This is a genomic window from Rhodopseudomonas sp. B29 (assembly GCF_000333455.1).
In the GTDB taxonomy this organism is placed as follows: Bacteria; Pseudomonadota; Alphaproteobacteria; order Rhizobiales; family Xanthobacteraceae; genus Rhodopseudomonas.
The window spans coordinates 1-2,294 of the sequence record NZ_BADD01000070.1 but is presented as its reverse complement, the minus strand read 5'-3'; the positions used below and the strand labels follow the sequence as shown (position 1 = coordinate 2,294).

Sequence of the window (2,294 nt, the reverse complement as noted above, 5' to 3'; positions counted from 1 at the left end):
CTCCCTTCAGTCCCAAATCCATCGTCAGCTCCCTCTATGGCTCAATAATTTCCAGTCGTGGCTTGTATCAACGGTCGGTAACTGTGCGGCTTGATCAGGCGGTACTTCAGAAAGTGCGGCTTCGCACGCAGTTCGGATGCGAGTCGTGCTCCGATGCGCTGCTTCCATTGCGCCAGCGTCTGACCGCCACCGATCGTCTGCGACGGGGCGCGGCTGAGCGCGATAAGTTCACTGAGCCCGATCGTGAAGCGGGCGCCCTGAACATCGGCTGTGGTGTTCTCGATGATCCGCGCCAGGCCGCTGGCGTGAATTCTCGCAGTGGAGTCGAGCGTCACCAGATTGCGCTCGATCGCGATGCTGGCGATCTTCCGGTAGCCGAGATAACCCACCGCGACGACGGCCATCATCACTGCCGAGAAGATCGCAATGGCGATACGTCCCGACAGATCGAGGTTTCGCAAACGCGTCCCCACGCTGGCGGGTGGTTCATCGTCGGATGTGAGTGGTGACATGCCCCGCACGTGAAATAACCAAATCAGTTTCGAATGATAGGCGAAGCCGGACGTCATGCTAAGTGCAAAAGGATGTTTGTGGCGTCCTATTTGTGACCTGTGTGCGCTATTTGTGCACTGCTCCTGAGCGGCTCATCGTTAGTCGACGCCGGCATCGTAAGTCGCAGCAGCCGAATTCTGCTGATTCCCATCTCGACCCCGATCCTCGAAGGCGGAGATGAGAGCCTCAATCAGGGTGGCGCTGCCCAGGGCCTCGGGGGCGGCGAGTCGCTGGTTGGTGCCCGGCGCGTGCGGCGCAGAAGGGGGGGACCGTTGACTTCCTCCATACCTCAGACGACAGGACCCCGGCCGGTAGGGATTTCGATACCGAAAACTCGAATTTCCGATCCGTGACCGCGGCGTGGGAACCACGGTGGTTGCGGGATCGTTGGCATTGGCGCACGCTGACGTGGCGCAGCGACCTTCGCAGGCCGGATGTGTGATCCAAATGCGCCTCGGCCGGTCGGACTGCGGAAAGCAATCAATCGAGCTGGAGCACCGGAGCATGACCGTTTCCGACTATGACCGGCCGTCGTCGACCCGATGGCATTCCGGCCTCGGCGGCTTTCTGCTGCGCGAATGGCCGTATCTGCTGATTCTGATGCTGTCGCTGTTCGGCGTCGCGTACACGAGCTTCTCGCAGACCAGCATCTATTGGGTGATCCTGGCGCCGCTGATCGGCATCGTCTGCATTTTCCTGCGTTGGCGCGAGGCGCGTAGCAACGATCAGCACATGTTCCTGGTGCTGTCGCAGGTGCTGCACTGGGCCGCCGTGCTGGCTGCGATGGAATTGATGTCGCTGGAAGTGACCCGGCAGGTCAGTGGCGTAGCGAGCGCGCTCGGCATTTTGACCCTGCTGGCGCTCGGCACCTTCACCGCCGGGCTGCACATTCGGGCCTGGAAGATCGCCATCGTCGGCGTCATTCTCGGCGTCAGCGTGCCGGCGATCGCGCTGCTGGAGCAATCGGCGCTGCTCATCGTGTTGGTCGTCGGCCTGATCCTGGCGGCACTGGTGCCGTTCTTCTGGACCAAATCGCGGGCGCCGAGGGCGCCGTCGCACCCGCTCTACGAGCCGCCGGCACGCCCCGCCGGCATGGCGACGGCGCCGCTGACGCCAACGCCGGAGCCGCCGCTCTATCAGGCGCCGGTGACCGCCGCCGAGCCTGTCGTGCAGAAGCCGCTTTTCGATCCCGTCGATCCGCCCTCGGCGAAACCGCCCGCCGCAACGCCGTCCGAGGTCACCCAATCGATCTCGGTGCTCGGCGAGGATGCCTCCACGGACGCCGACGCGACCGACAAGCCGCCGCTGCCAGACAACGTCCGCAGCATTTCCGGCGGACGCTGAGGGACCGTACTGGCGCGGGCGCCGTCAGCGTCCGCTCGTTTCTTGGTCTTGCGTGCAGCGCACAAGATACTTCAGGATGACCATCTGATCCTGGAGCATCGCTTATGGCCTCGATGATCGTGCCCGCCGGACCGGACGTGCTGCCCAATCGCCCCGACGATTCGGCCGCGCTGGAAGAGGATGCGCGGCTGCGCAACGACATCCGGCTGCTCGGCCGCATCCTCGGCGACACCGTGCGCGAGCAGGAGGGCGAGCCGGTGTTCGACCTGGTCGAAGCCATCCGCCAGACCTCGATCCGCTTCCACCGCGATGATGACAAGACGGCGCGCGGCGAGCTCGAAGCCATCCTGGACGGAATGTCGATCGGCGACACCGTGCGCGTCGTCCGCGCCTTCAGC

The 2,294-nt window shown here is 64.0% G+C and carries 3 protein-coding genes; 2 read left to right on the top strand and 1 reads right to left on the bottom strand.

All coding sequences use genetic code 11. From position 1 onward, the window contains the following. Window positions 1-41: 41 nt before the first annotated feature. A complete protein-coding gene (locus I5M_RS02500; RefSeq protein ID WP_148287811.1) occupies window positions 42-569 on the bottom strand; it encodes a hypothetical protein in 528 nt (175 codons plus the stop codon). 487 nt (window positions 570-1,056) lie between these two features. On the opposite strand from I5M_RS02500, the gene I5M_RS02495 reads away from it, so the two are divergent. Further along, complete coding sequence (locus I5M_RS02495) at window positions 1,057-1,896, top strand: hypothetical protein (RefSeq protein ID WP_031335114.1); 840 nt, start codon at window positions 1,057-1,059, stop codon at window positions 1,894-1,896. A 104-nt stretch (window positions 1,897-2,000) separates the two neighbouring features. After that, on the top strand, window positions 2,001-2,294 hold a 294-nt coding region (locus I5M_RS29055), incomplete at its 3' end, for a phosphoenolpyruvate carboxylase (RefSeq protein WP_040771528.1).

What these genes read in the sequence shown, in the direction of transcription:
- I5M_RS02500 (WP_148287811.1), bottom strand. Translation starts at nt 569, where the DNA reads ATGACGTCCGGCTTCGCCTATCATTCGAAACTGATTTGGTTATTTCAC.
- I5M_RS02495 (WP_031335114.1), top strand. Translation starts at nt 1,057, where the DNA reads ATGACCGTTTCCGACTATGACCGGCCGTCGTCGACCCGATGGCATTCC.